This is a genomic window from Endozoicomonas sp. SCSIO W0465, from assembly GCF_023716865.1.
Classification (GTDB): Bacteria; Pseudomonadota; Gammaproteobacteria; order Pseudomonadales; family Endozoicomonadaceae; genus Endozoicomonas.
This window is the reverse complement of record NZ_CP092417.1, coordinates 2,195,660-2,211,914: the sequence shown is the minus strand read 5'-3', so window position 1 is coordinate 2,211,914 and position 16,255 is coordinate 2,195,660. Positions and strand designations below refer to the sequence as shown.

The following is a 16,255-nucleotide window of genomic DNA, read 5'->3' as shown; positions in this document are numbered from 1 at the left end:
GCGGTTCCATTATCTGATTAATGGAACCAAATCCACTACGGATTGTCATTTCATGCATGAATACAGCTGCTCCCCCTATCCCCCATAAAAACTCATCCGGGCCAATCCATAGCTCACCTCCCGCTGGCAGCAGCGGAAGAGGAAGAGGAAGAGGAAGAGGAAGAGGAAGAGGAAGAGGAAGAGGCTTCGCAGGCAGGTCTGCTGTTGTGTCAGCCCGGCCGGGAGCGACGGTGAGGCCGGCAACCCCGGCTGGCACCTCGGTGTTAAGACAAAGTCCTGCCCGGGGTTCCTATCAATCCGCCTTATCAAGGGAGGTAAAAAAGACTGGAAATACAGAGGAACTGCTTTCTCAAGGTTTTGAATTACTCAGAAAGAAGCAGTGGCACTCAGCGGTTAACGTATTTCAGGCTATCAAAGCGGTGACTCAGAAACAGAATGAATACAAAGTCAATGGTCTTGCCCGGGCACTTTATCCTCAGCCCGGAAAGGCTCAAGAGGCACTGGATTTATTAAACCAATTACCGGCTTTTACCCAGATCAGTACCTTGCTGACAAAGTCCAGGGTTCTGCAAACCCTGAAGCGTTATCAAGAGGCAGAAAATCTGCTAAAGCAGATTGTTGAGAAGGAAGCGGGCAACCCGGAAGCAGGGAGGGCCTGCAAGCACCGTGATACGAATCTCTCGCTGGCCCGTCTTTGGCAGATAACGGGGAAGCTTGATAAAGCCGAGCGCCTGCTGATCGATACGTTCAGACAGGAATCGGTGAAGGGGGGTGACCCGGGAGCAGGCAGGGCCTGCAAGCATCATGATACCAATCTCACGCTGGCCCGTCACTGGCAGATAATGGGTAAGCACGATAAAGCTGAACGCCTGCTGATTGCCACGTTCAGGCAGGAATCGGTTAAGCCGGGTGACCTGGAAGAAGGCAAGGTCTGCCGAAACCATGAGACGAATCTGGCGCTGGCCCGCCATTGGCAGATGATGGGTAAGCTCGATAAAGCCGAACACCTGCTGATCGCCACGTTCAGGCGGGAATCGGTGCAGGCGGACGACCTGGAAGCTGGCAGGGTCTGCAAAAACCATGATACGAATCTGGGGCTGGCCCGTCTCTGGCAGTTGATGGGCAAGCTCGATAAAGCAGAATGCTTGCTGATCGCCATGTTCAGGCAGCAATCGGCGAAGATCGACGACCCGACAGCAGGCGGTGCCTGCAAGGACCATAATACGAATCTCACGCTGGCCCGTCTCTGGCAGATAATGGATAAGCACGATCAAGCCGAACGCCTGCTGATCGCCATGTTCAGGCAGGAATCGGTGAAGGCGGACGACCTGGAAGCAGGCAGGGCCTGCAAGAATAATGAAACGAATCTGGGGCTGGTCCGCTTCTGGGAGATGAATGGTAGGCTCGATAAAGCTGAACACCTGCTGATTGCCACCTTCAGGCAGGAATCAGCAAAGGCAGGCGACCTGGAATCAGGCAAGGCTTGTAGCCACCATGAAACAAATGTCACGCTGGCTCGTCACTGGCAGCTGGTGGGTAGGTTCGATAAAGCCGAACGCCTGCTGATCGCCACGTTCAGGCAGGAATCGATTAATGCGACCGACCTGGAAGAAGGCAGGGCCTGCAAAAATCATGAGACGAATCTGGGGCTGGTCCGTCTTTGGGAGGTGATGGGTAAGCTGGATAAAGCTGAACGCCTGCTAATCGCCATGTTCAGGCAGGAATCGACAAAGACCAACGACCTGGAAGAAGGCAAGGCCTGCAACAACCATGAAACCAATCTTACGCTGGCCCGTTACTGGGAGATGTTGGGTAAGCTCGATCAAGCCGAAGGCCTGCTGACTGCCTCTTTCAGGCGGGAATCGGCAAAGGCAGGCGACCTGGAAGCAGGCAGGCCCTGCAAGCACCATGAGACCAATCTCTCGCTGGTCCGATTCTTGTTGATGGTGGGTGAGCTGGATAAAGCCGAACAGCTACTGATCGCCACGTTCAGACAGGAATCAGAGAAGGCAGGTGACCTGGAAGCTGGCAGGGCCTGCAAAAACCATGATACGAATCTCACCCTGGCCCGTTACTGGGAGATGATCGGTAAGTTCGACAAAGCTGAACGCCTGCTGATCGCCACGTTCAGGCAGGAATCGGTGCAAGCGGACGACCTGGAAGCAGGCAGGGCCTGCAAGCATCATGAGACAAATCTCACGCTGGCCCGTCACTGGCAAATGATGGGTAAGCTCGTTGAAGCCGAACGTCTGCTGATCATCATGTTCAGGCAGGAATCGGCGAAGGCTGGCGACCTGGAAGAGGGCGGAGCCTGCAAGTACCATGATACAAATCTTACGCTGGCCCGCCACTGGCAGATGATGGGTAAGCTCGATCAAGCCGAACGTTTGCTGATCGCGATGTTCAGGCAGGAATCGGCGAAGGCGGGTGACCTGGAAGCAGGCAGAACCTGTAAGCACCATGATACAAATCTGGGACTGGCCCGTCACTGGCAGATAATGGGCAAGTTCGATCAAGCAGAACGTCTGCTGATCGCCACGTTCAGGCAGGAATCGGCGCAGGCAGTCGATCCGAAAGCAGGCCGGGCCTGCAAAAACCATGAAACCAATCTTACGCTGGCCCGTCACTGGGAGATGATGGGTAAATTCGATCAAGCTGAACGTCTACTGATCGCTACCTTCAGGCAGGAATCGGTGCAAGCGGACGACCTGGAAGCCGGCAGGGCCTGCAAGAACCACGATACGAATCTGACGCTGACTCGTCACTGGCAGATAACGGGTAAGGTCGATAAAGCCCATCGTCTGCTCCAGCAATGCCTGTCCAATAATACGTTGGTTGATGTGCAAAGAGACCGTTACAGGCTGGCATTAAGCATCCTGCATTGCGGGGCCAATGAATTTGATACTCACATTGGTGATATTACCAACGGTGTCGATAAGGCACTTGCCCAATCAATCCATCGATTCATGATTTATTGTGCACATGTCGACGAAAACGGTTCACAAGAGCCTATATTTCTCGACCAGGCCTTCAACTATGTTCAGGAGGCCATTCAACTCTCTTCCTCCTGTGCAAAGCCTTCCTCCAGTGAAAAGCGGGCGCGTTTGTTGTCCCATAAAGCTCACATCATGAGAATGCAGAGAAAGGCTGAAAGCGAATGGAAACCTCTTTTTCAGCAAGCATCCTGTCTGGACCCATCAAGAGAATTAAAAGAGAAAGCAGAGCCCTGGAGGAAAACAGAGCAGCGAGCGCTGGAAAAATTAAACATGGCTCTATTTTGATTACGAACTGCTCTACAGTGAAAACTGACTGTAGGTCACGAAAAACAAGGATTGAGCAACATTACCGGACAATATGCTGACAACCTTTGTAGATAAAGGGCTTCAGCAATGTTCAACCCAGTAGCAGTCTGAAATCCTACAAGAGCCTTAAACATTATGAACTGATACGCATCCTGAAATGGTCAGTCTCAGTGTTCTTTGTACTTTGGCTGCATTCGATAAACGAATCTCCCTTCATGTTCAGCAGGCACCACCGCAAGCCCCCGTTCACTGAGTATCCGGGCACCTGCACAGTCTGGTTGCCGGAATATTCGCTCAAGTTCAGATTGTGGCGGCGTACCTATAGCCGGCAGAATGCCGTCTTGCTGCAACCGCGCAATCTCTGACTGCATACCGTTGCGGGTGGCTGGCGATAGCCATGATGCTAATTTCAGTTCATCGTTCAGTTCATCTGCGGCAACGACAATTTTTTCTGTCAGGGTCATATTTTGCGGTAATGCAATCTGTCGCAGTTCCTGTTCATTGTGCAGCTTTCGGTAAGCACCGACTGAGCCGGTTTGCGTTTGCGGGTCCCAGCAATCGGGCAGAGGCAAATTTTCCGAGCGTTTGGGGTGATCGGTTAAGCAGGGTTTAATGCCGGCTTTTTCTGCCATCACCAACCGGACCAGATCATCCAGATTTTCACCCATGCACAGCTGCGGATCAGACGCCTGTTCGATGAGCAATCGCCGTTGATCGTTATCCACCGACAGCTGGTATTTCGTTGTAATCGGATTGACATCCCTGTGATGCCACCCCCCGGTAATACAGGCCAGGTTCCTGAAGCTCAGCAGTGCTGCCTGAACCAACAAGGTAAAATGGGGATCATTGACCACCCGGAGTAACTCAATGGCTTCCGGATTAAAGCAATCGTCCCCTTCGGGCTCTGCATAATCCGGCGTCAGTCGGATGGCGGGAAAATCGGCCCGGCAGGGTATGACCCGGAGGATATCGACGATATCACCGAAGCGCAGCACCTGACGAAGCAGTAATTCGTCTGCCGGGCACTGCTGGTCACTGGTGAAAGGAGCAGTAACCGGTTGCATTTTATTACTGTTTTTATTTTTCAGTGCCCTGGCCACTAATTCAATCAATTCATCCGGGTATCGATGCAAACTCTGCATATCACGCTGGAACAGTTCAGCGGCACGCCGCTCTTCCACATCTTTATGCTCATCTTCTGCAACCGCATCGTGATAAAGCTCGGCAAGGGGCAGTAATTCACTCAGCAGGGGCCGGGTTTTCAGTAATTCCTCAAACGGTTTATGACAGCGAGGCAATACCTCCAAAATAAATTCGGTCGCCAGCTGGGTACGCAGGGCGTGATCCAGACCGTGAAATCTTCGGAAACCGGGTTTGATGGCTGTACCCCCTGCCAATAGGACACTTGCCCTGGTGGGATGGATATTCTGGTAATAATGCCGACCTGCTAACCGGGTGATTGCAGAATAGTGACCCACACGGTTAAGCTCACTTTGTAAGAAATTCGGTGAGGCAGTAAGCAATTCATTAAGCCATTCGCCCTGGTCAGTTTCCTTACCCGGCAACCGGATAATACAGTAATTATTTACCCTATAATCCCGGTGAGAAAACGTTACAATACTGTGGAGATTATCGTTAGTCACCGGGATAGTGGTCATGTAGCGGAAATGCTCGAGTAACTGCTCATTATTAAATCGCTGCGGCGAAAAACCATTTTGCAGATAATCCAGCAATTGTTGCCCGTCAGCCGATTTGTCCTGATAAAATTGGCTATATATCTCTTCGCCGATCAGTTCCCTGCACTGATCTTGAACCCAGTCGGCACCGGTCGATACCGATTGTCTGGCCAACCCTGTTTTCATGTCGTCTATAAGCCGAGCCAGATTATTCGGGACTTCCTGATAGGGAGTAATTTGCCCCGGCTTTACCTTTGAAATGAAGCCCTGCGAATAAATTACCTTGTTGCCACTGAGCTGCCACAGAATCTCGTGACGGATGATCCTGAGTTCCTCCCGGGTCAATAAATTCTCCTTGCAGAAATACCTTGCTGCCAGTAATAACCAGAGGGCTGTGGTTGTGCCGAAAGCGCGTTCATCAAAATCTACCCTGGTACCATGGGCAATCAGAAGACAGACAACTAATGGATTGGTCTTGGAGTAAGTATCAAAATGATTTTGCAATAATAATGGGACGAATAATCCGTTAGACAAAGCCTTTCTGCAAATCTGTGCTTGATTGCCAAGCGTCGATTTTATCTTCTGGAAACGATCACTGGATAAATCCGTATCCAGAAAAATACAACTACCCTCGCGGGTGAAGTCCCTGAAATCACTAAAAGAGAGAATGTCTATATCAATCAAATCTGACAAAAATCGTACAGGTAAATTAACATTTAGTAGCTGGGCGTGCTCTATTGCTGCCAGTAAATCGGGTAAGCAGCATGACTTCAATAGGTTTTGGGTTGTTAATATTTTTGCCAGCTCCAGATTTTCTTCTGACTCTGCCAGAGATTTGACACTTTCCGGGATATTGATCAGCAACTGCAGAAAACGATCACCACCGGATTGCACCAGTACGTTGAACAGCGTGATATCCTGGCCCAGGGCTTGAGCATATTTCGACAATGTTATGGCATTTGCCGAAATTGCCTCTACTTCATGGCGCTGCAGTTTAAGCGGCGGGAATAGCTCACCTCGCTCGCTATCGAATACCGACAGTTGTACAGGTTGGCGAAATTCCTCAGCGGTACTGGCACCCTCTCCCAGTTCGAGAAGCAAAATGTTTTGCATCATCCCGGCTATCCGGTCAAACGTTGCTTCTCTGTTAAAATCGAGAATATATCCGCAGTGCATCAGGCCGAAATTAATGCCACATATAACTTCCGGGTAATTTTTTTCGGTCTTATTCCTGCTGGATAACTGATGCAACAGATAACCGGTACTGTCAATACGTCCGGAGGTAGTGGCCGGAAAGATCGATTTGCTTCTGCAATGTATTTCTGCCAGCTTGGTCTCAAGCGTTCCGTAATCAGTAATTTTTTTTATCTTCTTGGTGCGTATTTCTGAAGGTTGAGAGTTTCCGTCATCATCGGTACAGGCATCATATTTATAGGCCCACGCAAACTTAACACTTTCCATCTCCATCGGCCGCAACATGGTCACTACCCATGAGTCCCCCCTGAACACCTCTAATGCACCAATTTCAGATATGGGGTTGTTGCCTTGAGGACTCAATAACGTGACCGGTTTTGTTTCCCATCCTTGCCATTTGCCCTTATGTGCATCAACAACACGTACCATTAATCCGCCATTATTAAACAATCTGACGGGATCAGGGCTGGGTGCTGTAAGGCTGGGTGCTGGATGGTAATCTGCTGAAAGTTTGTCCATAACTTATTTTGATTCCCTGTTTATTCCCTGTTTATACGATCCATCTTCTCCTTTAATTTGATTTAATAAATCTCAATAAGTTCCCCTGCGCCCCATGATGTGAATCATCACCCCTGCTTACCATCATACAGTGTGTACTGTTCAGAAAGGATGGTGGCCTCCTTAACCATTGCGTAGCCGTGTAACTTTATTGCAGATTCTTTCAGGTGTGGATCTTCAAGTACGGCGTTGACTGTTTTTTGGAGTACTTTGAACTCTTTGAAGTTAATGCGAGCAGAACTCAACTTATAGCAAGCTTTTTCAAATGCCACGATCTTTTCAGCTCTCTGTTGCAAAGACACAGGTTTCTGAGCCGCTTTTACGATTCCCCCATGCTCATCAGCAAGCCCGGGTAGTAAAGGGCTCAGGTCACTCTGTGACGTCAGTCGTTTTGATGCTTGCATTGACAGATAGCTGGTGATTTTGGCTTCATACTTAAAGAATTGCTCTTTTGTCACTTTCTTAAGTTGAATGTCGGCGTTTGTTTTTATCGACTGGATAATTGTATCCCGGTTTTCACCGTAAACTTTGCGAATAAAAAAGTACTGATAATTTGCCAGAGCCTCCAGGCTTATTTTTTCGCGCTTGATAGCATTAACAAATCCAGTTTTTGATTTACCAGGAAGGTTGTCTACAAAATCAAGGTAATAATGTCCACCAGGTGGTTGGTATAGTGCAAGAAAAGCACTTTCTATTTTCTTAAATGCTCGCTGAAACCGTTCACCTTTAAACTCGTTTGCTACCCGCTCCTGGCAAGATTCATTAATTTCCTGCAAAACTTTATAGTTGACAGATGTTCCGTCCTCAGAATTGAGGCGTTCATTTAACGGTGTAAAGGACTTTCTTGTAACCGATAGGATGGCATCTCTAAACAATTCATTGAGATTTTTCCTAAGGAAGTTTTCAACAAGTTTTTTTATGCCTCTTAATTCTACTTTGATCGTATGGGGAGGATTCGTATACCTCCACTCAGTGCAGTGGGTTGCATAATCACTGAGTGCGTGTGATGTTTCCTGCAGGCTTTTCCCTAAACGAGATGAAAGAGAAAGCCCGGCCATGAACGCCCCTCCAAGCACGATGTGGGCGCAATTATAATCCATAACTGAAGGCGCAGGCACATTACCTGCCTGTTCATCAAACAGAATGGAGTGGGCAATCGACATGGTTAAGGCCGGCGTGATCACGCTGATAGCACGACCCAACAGATCGGTAGCCCGGGATCCTAGCCTGGCGCAAGGAACCAGAATACTACTCAGCCTTGGAGCATCATCGTACAGACTTACTTCCCCGCGGGCCCTGAAGGATGTAGAAGAGCCTTTAACAGTGGGTAAACTTTTTCCAGCTTTTTTTCTGGAGCGTGCGTTTTTACTAACATCCGGTGATTTTTGCTGTGGTATTCTTCTTTGTAAGCTCTCCATTGGCATCTCCTAAAGTCCATTTTGCGTTAGCACATTCATCTGAATATTGTTTTGTTGAAATCGTTCTTCCAATCCTTGACCGACCCGGTTTCCCTGCTGTACTACTGACTTTTATGTGCTTCATCAACTCGAACCGTTAATCTGCGATTGCTAGACAATCTGGCAGGATGGTTGCCGCATGTTGAATGGCAATCGGCTGAAAGGAGGGATTTAAGGGTAATGTTAATTACCTGACTATGTAGTCCATTTCTTAACTTTATGATTCGATAAATCTCAAAAAGTTCCCCTTCGCACCGTGATTTGCAACATCACCCTTCTTTTTTTGCCGTGTTTTGTCATGTTCTCGTGGTTTAGCCAGAAAGCGCATTGCGCAAGGAAACGACAATGCTTGTCAGCAGCCAGCTCAGAAGCAGAGCCGGTATGTGCAGCCAGGCGTAATGATCAGGCTCATCTCAGTGCCTCCTGCCTTGTTACCTTATTGCATTTTGACCCCAATCAATAAATGACCCTCCCTTCAGGCTAAGTTACCGTTAATGGTTGAATCAGCTAAACTCCCATAAAATCTACGTTGTAGGGGAGTGATATGCAATCTGAACTCTTCAAGAATTTTATTGATTCCATTTCAACATTAACCAGTGAACAGCGAGACATTCTTAACAACTCGCTCCTTAGTACTCAAATAGAGGTTACCGAGGTAGTAGAAACCACTGACTCTGAACCTGTTTACAGTGAATCTATACCCAATAACGATAATGCAACACCTGACGTAGAAAAGAGCATACTTGCCCAATTTGCCGAAAACCCCAGGTGCCCCAAATGCAAAAGCCATAGCGTTGGTCGCTGGGGCATACGAAATGGCCGACAGCGCTACCACTGCAAGACTTGCGACTCAACGTTTAACGCCTTTAGTGGAACGCCTTTGGCAAGGCTCAGGCACCCTGAAAAATGGAACAAGTACCTCGCAGGTATGACTCACTCTATGGTCTTGCGACCAGCTGCTGCTGAGAATGCCATTGACTTGAAAACTGCGTTCCGCTGGCGTCACCGCTTTCTTGAAGTGATTAATAATGATCAAGCAGAAGAGCTTTGTGGCATTACTGAGCTTGATGAAACATTTTTCCGTGAATCCTTCAAAGGGCAAAGAGAAGGCCTTCCACGGCCAACCCGAAAGCGGGGTAATGATCCCAACAAAGCCCGAAAAGTCCCGGTAATGGTGGCTCGGGACCGTAATCGAAATACCGTTGACGGTGTATTAGAAAACGAAAGTGCTAATGAATTGTGCAGGCATTTAAATGGCCGCATATCGATACAGGCCACGGTCTGTGCGGATGCACACCTCGCTCACGAAAAACTTGCTGACAAGCTTGGATTTGTCTTCAAGGAGCTGGTGACATCAGCAGGTCAACATGTTGTTGAAGGCATCTACCACATCCAGACTGTAAATTCTTATCACAGTCATTTAAAACGCTGGATTGGCGGCGTATTCCAAGGGGTTGCAACTCGTTACCTTCCCCATTATCTGGCCTGGAGGCGAGAACTGACGGCAGCAAAAAAATTAACTGTTGGCCGGTTGATCAGCAGAATTACTGAACATTGGTGCTTCCAACCATTAACGGTAACTTAGCCCTCCCTTCATGTTCAGCAGGCACCATCGCAAAAGTACGGCAGAAAAGATCACCAGTCACCATGTTGCAAAGGAGTACGATGAGTAAACAGCATTCAGATCAATCGTCTGGGTGTTTTTTATTGTTATCACAGGTGATTTAAAACGTATCGAACTATAATGATCCGGTATTCAATTAATTTGAGGTAACTGTTCAGCACCCCCACATAAATCTGGAATTTTCTGATTTTTATACCATCCTCTTAAGCACCATTTTTCCACAATATTCGCCAGCATGATTCCAGAACTACCCGCAACTATGTCGGCTGAGATTCTCTTGAAAGAGAATGCAGAGCTGCGGATGAGAGTTGCCTGTCTGGAAGAGCGATGTCGAGAATTGGAAGAAAAGGTTGGCAAGAACAGTCAAAACAGCAGCAAGCCGCCATCGTCTGATGGTTATCAAAAACCTTGTAAAAACAGTAATTCTCCAGATCATTCTGACGACCTTTCCGCAGATAAAGGTACCGATCCATCGGATGAAAAACCCAATCCTAAAAGTCTGAGACAGTCTTCTGGTAATAAAGCCGGTGGAAAGAAAGGGCATCAGGGCACTTGTCTTAAACAGGTCGATATCCCTGACTATATTGAGTACCTTCCGGTTAAAGAATGCAATAAATGTCAGGCGTCTCTTCTTGATAGTGAGCCGGTCAAATATATTGAACGACAGGTGTTTGAACCAGGGAGACCGGGTGAATTTGAAGTAACGGCCCATAGAGCTGAAGTAAAAATCTGCACTTGTGGTTGTCGGAATCAGGCTGAATTCCCGGAAGGTGTTACCGCTGCCGCACAATATGGCTCAGCCACACAGGCTATGGCCGTCTATCTTAACCAATACCATTTCCTGCCTTTTAAGCGCGTGTCAGAGTATTTTAATACTCTCTCTTAAGGTAGACATTAAGCTCCACCCACTGCACAGAAGCCTAATCTTGTACGCCCTGAACAACCATCCCGTGCAGGGTGTTCTCGTTTCGCATTATTTCCCCAGAAGTCCAGTAGCTTTTTAATGCATGAGACCAATGACTTTCCTGCATTCATCAACGATGAAATCACATTACCAAACAGGTGAGTCCCACTTTTCATCACCTTGTGCGTCGAGATTTCCTCAATGCTCCCACTTTCACAGAGGTTCGCCTGTGCAGCATGGGCAAGGTACCTTTTCAACGTCACAACCACAAAGGACATCAGAATCAGGCTAAACACCAGTGTCGCTGATTTGGTGTTAAAACGATGCCACCCTGAATAGGATTTGATCTCTTTGAAAATCAGCTCTATCTGCCACCGTAGACGATAGGCCTGGAGCACATCACTCAAGGTGAACTCCACCCGGTTCAGGTTGGTCACAACGAAAACCCACTTCTGTTTTTTGTCATTCCAGCGGACAACCAAGCGGAATGGCCAGGCTTTGAATCCCGGCCATTCTACATCCAGGTCGAGGCACTGGTCTTTGGGGAAGCCAGACAGTACATCCTTCAGTTTTTGTCCTTTGTAGCGATTGAGATTCTTGCCATCCTCCCGTACCGCGCTGAGTATCGTCGGGTTGATACTCTGAGGTGCCTTGCAGATAAAAGAACCCTCCCTGTCATCAATAGCGGCAAAGAGTTCCAGCTCAAAATAACCGGCATCCATTAGCATCAGGATATAGGCCATGGATGTTGGCAGTGGTGGCAGACAGTCTCTTTCTGAACGGGTATCTTCAGTCAGCTGCACCCGCACCAGGTTGTTGGTGAGAAGATCCATTGTCGTATGAAGCTCGACGGCAGCAGGACTGACCGTTGAGAACCTGCCGGGAAATGCTTCTTTCAGGGCATCATAGACAGCTTGTGACGAACCGTCCTGAATCAGAATGTGCTCAAACTCTGAAAATGGACTGTCTTCATCAAACGCCATGACTTTGCGGGAAAATATTTCCAGACACTGCACCCATAGCCACAGGATAAGAGTAGGCAGCGCGTCCTTTTTAGCTTGATTTGCCCAAGAACGATAAGAGACATTCAGCCCCGTCAACTCGTTAAATTTACGGTGTAGATCCGCCTGGGTATCGCAGTTTCCATCACCAGCGAGGGCATCGATCAGTGAGAGGATAAAATCCAAAGGACGGATATCTCGCTGTCGTATAGTAAAACCAAGCTGTTCCGCCATACTTAGGAGTTCTGACCGGTCGAAACAGGTCAACAGTTTTTTTCAACTAATCTACTATTTGCAGTACTCATCTTGTTCAGCCATTGATAATGGTTTCGAAGCTTTATTGTGGCTGTTCAAGGTGGGTTCTGCCGCCGGAAACGAACCTTTTTTGAGCTTAATGTCTACCCTAAGAATACTCTCTATAAAATGAGTGTAAGTGCAGGCACTGTCGCCAATTTTGTGGCCAGAACCTATGAAAATCTGGCTTCTACTGAAGAGGTTATTCGTGACGCCTTGCGGGAATCGTCTGTTGCCGGAGCCGATGAAACGGGTATGCGGGCCGAGGGCTCTTTGCACTGGCTACACGTTATGCGGGATGAACAATGGACGCTCTACTACTTGTCTGAAAAGCGAGGTCGTGAGGCCATGGACACGATGGGCATACTGCTAACATTTGCAGGCGTTCTGGTTCATGATCATTGGAAATCCTATTTTGCATATGCGGCAACTCACGTACTTTGCAATGCCCATCACCTGAGGGAGCTTTTGGGTGTTGTTGATAGGGACAGCAATCAACTGGCGTTGCGATTGATGAAGCTACTGAGGCTTTCCTGGCATTACTGCAAGGGCTTTAAGACCATAGGTATGCTACAGATGCCAAGTGTTGTCTGTGAACGAATCGAGAAGATTTATGACCGGTTGCTTCAGCGGGCTCTAATGAAAGAAGTCGTCTATATGGAGAAGCAACGAGAGGAGCTTAAGCGCAAGAAAGTCAAGAATACTAAAGCTTACAATCTCTTCAAACGACTCACTGAGTTCAAGGCTGAGACACTGCGCTTCATGTCAGATTTTACCATTCCCTTCGATAACAATGGCAGTGAGCGGGATGTTCGAATGGCCAAGTTAAAGCAGAAAATCTCAGGCTGCTTCAGGAGTGCAGACGGTGGTTCTATGTTTGCACGGATTCGCAGCTATTTGTCGTCTGCCAGAAAACAGGGAATGGACATATATCAATCACTTCATAGAGCTGTTCGGAATTACTGTAATATGCCTTTGCTCAGTGCTGAATAGTTACAATTTGAGTATTCTTTTTAACGCTTTTCAATAGGCTCTAAAGCCCTTTTCTTTTTCATCCTATCCCTTCCACCCGTGCATTTAGCGAAGTGTGCTTCCTAAAACTGATCCGGAGCTGTCATGTCGCAATTCAGTATCCTGAACCAACCCAGACCTTTTTATCTGATCTTTTTTATCGAGTTATGGGAGCGCTTTGGTTATTACGGCCTTCAGGCGCTGCTGACACTTTACCTTGTTCGTCAGCTGGGCATGGAGGAAGACCACGCATTCATTACCTTTGGTGCTTTCAGTGCATTGGTCTTCGGGTTTGTCTGTATCGGCGGATTTGTCGGGGATAACATTTTTGGTACCAAGCGTACTATGGTACTTGGTGCTTTGGTGATGATGACCGGCTACCTGATCATGGCCCTGGCTGGTCACCAGCAGACGATCGTTTATGTCGCCCTGGGTTGTATTGCCGTTGGCAATGGGCTATTCAAGGCCAACCCATCCAGCCTGCTGGCAAAATGCTATGGCGATGAGGATAACCGTTTGGACGGTGCTTTCACGCTCTATTACATGTCCATCAATATTGGCTCTTTTTTCTCCATGACACTGGTACCCTATATTGCCGAATACCTGGGCTGGGGATCAGGCTTTATGGCCAGTGCCATAGGGCTGTTTGTGGCCGTGAGTAATTATTTCTTTATGCGCCACTGGATTGGTGATATCGGTTCAGAGCCGGACTTTCGACCCGTACCCTGGAAGACCCGGCTGGTGCTTTATTCGGGCATTATTGTTGCCTGCGGCATCAGTGCGTGGATTTTGCATTACCTGTTAATGGCCAATATTTTACTGGCACTGGTGAGTACTGCCGCGTTGCTGATGTTTCTGAAAGAGATTATTTCTGCCCGGGGCCGGGAACAGCGAAGAATGCTGGTGGCTCTGATTCTGATGCTCCAGGCGGTTGTGTTCTTTGTGATGTATATGCAGATGCCCACGTCACTCAATTTTTTTGCCATCAACAATGTTGAGCCGGTGATTCTGGGCATCACCATTAACCCTGTGACCTTTCAGTCATTGAATCCGTTCTGGATTATGGTGGCCAGTCCGTTCATGGCCTGGATTTATAATCGTACTGAACGCCATGGTGGTGGTCCCAGCATGCCCCTCAAGTTTGCCCTGGGGATGATGTTGACATCCGTCAGCTTTCTGGTGTTTCCATTAGCGGCCAATTTTGCCAATCAACAGGGGATGGTCTCCTCTGGCTGGATGGTGTTGAGTTATTTCTTTCAGTCCATGGGTGAGCTGCTGATCAGTGGTCTGGGGCTGGCCATGGTGGCACAACTGGTACCGGAGCATCTGCACGGCTTCATTATGGGTATCTGGTTTTTAACCAGCTCTGCTGCATCGGTCATTGCCGGTTATGTGGCCAGCCTGACCGCGCTGGAAATTGATGATTTTTCTTCCGCCGTTGACACGTTGCCAATCTATAGCGAGTTCTTTACTGATATGGGGCTGTTGTCCCTGGCGGTATCGATCGCCATGCTGCTTTCCGCACACTGGTTAAACCGAATGATAACGGATTAACAGTGTCTATCACCCTCAACGCGACTGTGGGGAAAATGAGCTACCCTATGAGGGTCAAAATTTATTGTGAGGTAAGTGCTTATGCCGTTTGTTTCTGTGAAAACGGTCAAAGGGCTGTTTAATGAAATCCAGAAACAGGAAGTAATGGATGGCATTTCTGATCTGCTGGTACAGGTTGCTGCAGGTGGTGAAGATCGTTTTCAGCAGGCGGTCTGGGTGGTGATTGAAGAGCAGGAACCCGGAAACTGGAGTCTGGGGGATAATAGTCCGGAGCTGGAGGCATCAAGACAAAAGCGGGGAACCGGTAAGTCCTGAGGCCATTAACAACATTGCTGTCGATGACAGAGCGTGGTCGACAGCCGGTCTGGCTGTTATTAACGGCACTGGCCAGTCTGCAAACCGGATAAGGTTTACCCATTATCATTTGACATAGTAGTTCCCTTGGCAATTACCCTGCTATAAGATGCAAAAAACAAAAGATAACAAGCATGTGATGGAGTGATTGTGCCGGAAGTAGTGATCAGTGGTACCGGGTTATATACCCCGCCGGGGGCCATCAGTAATGATGAGCTGGTCAATACATTCAATGCCTGGGTCGACCGGGAGAATGAAAAGAATAAAGAAGCCATCGTAGCCGGTGAGTTGGAGCCGCTGGCCAGAAGTAGCAGTGAATTTATTGAAAAAGCTTCCGGCATTGTTAACCGGTACGTGGTTAACCGGCAAGGCGTTCTTGATCCTCAGAGAATGGTTCCACACATTCCGGAACGTGCCAATGAGGAAATATCTGTCCAGTGTGAAATGGCACTCCATGCCGCCAGAGGAGCACTTGCCCAGGCTCATGTAGCCCCGTCTGAAGTGGATATGATCATAGTCGCATGCTCCAATATGCAGCGCCCGTACCCGGCCATTGCCGTTGAGATCCAACAGTTCCTCGGTGGTGGCGGTTACGGCTACGACATGAATGTCGCCTGTTCTTCAGCTACCTTTGGCATCAACTCTGCCGTCGATGCCATCCGCAGTGGGTCGGCAAACCGGGTATTGATGGTGAATCCGGAAATTTGTTCAGGTCATTTAAACTTCCGGGATCGGGACAGCCACTTTATTTTTGGCGATGCCTGCACCGCTGTATTGCTTGAGAATGAAAACATTGCCAAGCGTAAAGATGGCTATCGAGTGCTTGGCTGTCACCTATGGACTCAATTTTCAAATAACATTCGCAACAACTTTGGCTTTTTAAATCGTGCGGATGAAGCGGGTGCAAGTGAGCCAGATAAACTGTTTGTCCAGAACGGCCGTAAGGTCTTTAAAGAAGTTTGTCCCCGGGTGGTGACGCATATTTCTGAACACCTTGAGTCTCTGGCGCTTACCCCCGGTGATTTGAGTCGTTTATGGCTGCATCAGGCAAACTTGAATATGAATCAATTGGTGGCGCGCAGACTCCTGGGGCGAGAACCTGAACCTCAGGAAGCGCCAGTGATTCTAAATGAGTACGCTAATACCAGCTCAGCCGGTTCGATCATTGCGTTCCATAAACACTCGCTGGATCTTGAACCAGGAGATAAAGGTGTCATTTGCTCTTTCGGAGCCGGTTACTCCATCGGTAGTGTGGTGGTTGAAAAACAGTAAGCCTACAATGGCGTCGGAATATTCTCTAAGTGATAAGTCCAGGCTTGTCACCGC

At 48.3% G+C, this 16,255-nt stretch carries 10 protein-coding genes; 7 read left to right on the top strand and 3 right to left on the bottom strand.

The window, feature by feature from the left end; all coding sequences use genetic code 11:
• Positions 1–56: 56 nt before the first annotated feature.
• The gene (locus MJO57_RS09595; RefSeq protein ID WP_252024864.1) at positions 57–3,281 is read left to right on the top strand and encodes a lipopolysaccharide assembly protein LapB; all 3,225 of its coding nucleotides are present in this window, start codon (positions 57–59) and stop codon (positions 3,279–3,281) included.
• A 188-nt stretch (positions 3,282–3,469) separates the two neighbouring features.
• Here the strand turns inward: MJO57_RS09595 and MJO57_RS09590 are convergent, their stop codons facing one another.
• Positions 3,470–6,691 carry a hypothetical protein gene (locus MJO57_RS09590; protein ID WP_252024862.1) on the bottom strand — a complete coding sequence of 1,074 codons (3,222 nt, stop codon included), beginning with the start codon at positions 6,689–6,691 and terminating at the stop codon, positions 3,470–3,472.
• A 107-nt stretch (positions 6,692–6,798) separates the two neighbouring features.
• Positions 6,799–8,148: a hypothetical protein gene (locus MJO57_RS09585; RefSeq protein ID WP_252024860.1), complete on the bottom strand. Its 1,350-nt coding sequence runs from the start codon at positions 8,146–8,148 to the stop codon at positions 6,799–6,801.
• Positions 8,149–8,731: 583 nt separating this feature from the next.
• On the opposite strand from MJO57_RS09585, the gene MJO57_RS09580 reads away from it, so the two are divergent.
• A complete protein-coding gene (locus tag MJO57_RS09580; RefSeq protein WP_252018759.1) occupies positions 8,732–9,772 on the top strand; it encodes an IS1595 family transposase in 1,041 nt (346 codons plus the stop codon).
• A gap of 274 nt (positions 9,773–10,046) precedes the next feature.
• Positions 10,047–10,697, top strand: coding sequence for a DUF6444 domain-containing protein (locus MJO57_RS09575; protein WP_252024858.1), 651 nt, complete (start codon positions 10,047–10,049; stop codon positions 10,695–10,697).
• 8 nt (positions 10,698–10,705) lie between these two features.
• Here the strand turns inward: MJO57_RS09575 and MJO57_RS09570 are convergent, their stop codons facing one another.
• A complete protein-coding gene (locus MJO57_RS09570) occupies positions 10,706–11,983 on the bottom strand; it encodes an IS4 family transposase (protein ID WP_256491761.1) in 1,278 nt (425 codons plus the stop codon).
• 75 nt (positions 11,984–12,058) lie between these two features.
• Here MJO57_RS09570 and MJO57_RS09565 point away from each other — a divergent pair, with 75 nt between their 5' ends.
• From MJO57_RS09565 to MJO57_RS09550, 4 genes are all read left to right on the top strand, one after another.
• A complete protein-coding gene (locus MJO57_RS09565; RefSeq protein WP_252024856.1) occupies positions 12,059–13,003 on the top strand; it encodes an IS66 family transposase in 945 nt (314 codons plus the stop codon).
• 123 nt (positions 13,004–13,126) lie between these two features.
• The gene (locus tag MJO57_RS09560; protein ID WP_252024854.1) at positions 13,127–14,575 is read left to right on the top strand and encodes an oligopeptide:H+ symporter; all 1,449 of its coding nucleotides are present in this window, start codon (positions 13,127–13,129) and stop codon (positions 14,573–14,575) included.
• Positions 14,576–14,656: 81 nt separating this feature from the next.
• The gene (locus MJO57_RS09555) at positions 14,657–14,890 is read left to right on the top strand and encodes a tautomerase family protein (RefSeq protein WP_252024852.1); all 234 of its coding nucleotides are present in this window, start codon (positions 14,657–14,659) and stop codon (positions 14,888–14,890) included.
• Between the two features lie 189 nt (positions 14,891–15,079).
• On the top strand, positions 15,080–16,201 hold the full coding sequence (locus MJO57_RS09550) for a beta-ketoacyl-ACP synthase III (RefSeq protein WP_252026996.1): 1,122 nt from the start codon (positions 15,080–15,082) through the stop codon (positions 16,199–16,201).
• Positions 16,202–16,255 lie beyond the last annotated feature (54 nt).

Excerpts from the sequence above, each read along its gene's own strand:
- MJO57_RS09575 (WP_252024858.1), top strand. The coding sequence starts at position 10,047 with ATGATTCCAGAACTACCCGCAACTATGTCGGCTGAGATTCTCTTGAAA.
- MJO57_RS09560 (WP_252024854.1), top strand. The coding sequence starts at position 13,127 with ATGTCGCAATTCAGTATCCTGAACCAACCCAGACCTTTTTATCTGATC.
- MJO57_RS09555 (WP_252024852.1), top strand. The coding sequence starts at position 14,657 with ATGCCGTTTGTTTCTGTGAAAACGGTCAAAGGGCTGTTTAATGAAATC.
- MJO57_RS09590 (WP_252024862.1), bottom strand. The coding sequence starts at position 6,691 with ATGGACAAACTTTCAGCAGATTACCATCCAGCACCCAGCCTTACAGCA.
- MJO57_RS09595 (WP_252024864.1), top strand. The coding sequence starts at position 57 with ATGAATACAGCTGCTCCCCCTATCCCCCATAAAAACTCATCCGGGCCA.
- MJO57_RS09580 (WP_252018759.1), top strand. The coding sequence starts at position 8,732 with ATGCAATCTGAACTCTTCAAGAATTTTATTGATTCCATTTCAACATTA.
- MJO57_RS09585 (WP_252024860.1), bottom strand. The coding sequence starts at position 8,148 with ATGGAGAGCTTACAAAGAAGAATACCACAGCAAAAATCACCGGATGTT.